The following is a 246-nucleotide window of genomic DNA, read 5'->3' on the forward strand; positions in this document are numbered from 1 at the left end:
CTTTTATATGAGCCAATCCTGTTAATGTCCCATTTCGTCCCGTTGTCTCTTCTTCCATCAATCCTTTATATGTTCCCTTTTTATTCACTCCACTGTTTGGATGAATAGTAGCGTCACGAATATGCAGTTCATACAATATGGCATCTGTCATTGACTGTAATGGTGATAATTTCTCTCGTTTTGTTACATTCGTCTTTTCCAAATCGATAACAACGCCGTATTTCCCATTTACAGTCACTGACTTTG

Annotated in this window: 1 pseudogene; it reads right to left on the bottom strand. The window is 37.8% G+C overall.

Annotation, left to right across the window (positions count from 1 at the left end):
* Nucleotides 1–246, bottom strand: a pseudogene (locus JDS80_RS30995) (type I pullulanase); the annotation flags it as partial.

The sequence above is a fragment of the Bacillus cereus group sp. N8 genome (assembly GCF_016483685.1).
In the GTDB taxonomy this organism is placed as follows: Bacteria; Bacillota; Bacilli; order Bacillales; family Bacillaceae_G; genus Bacillus_A; species Bacillus_A proteolyticus.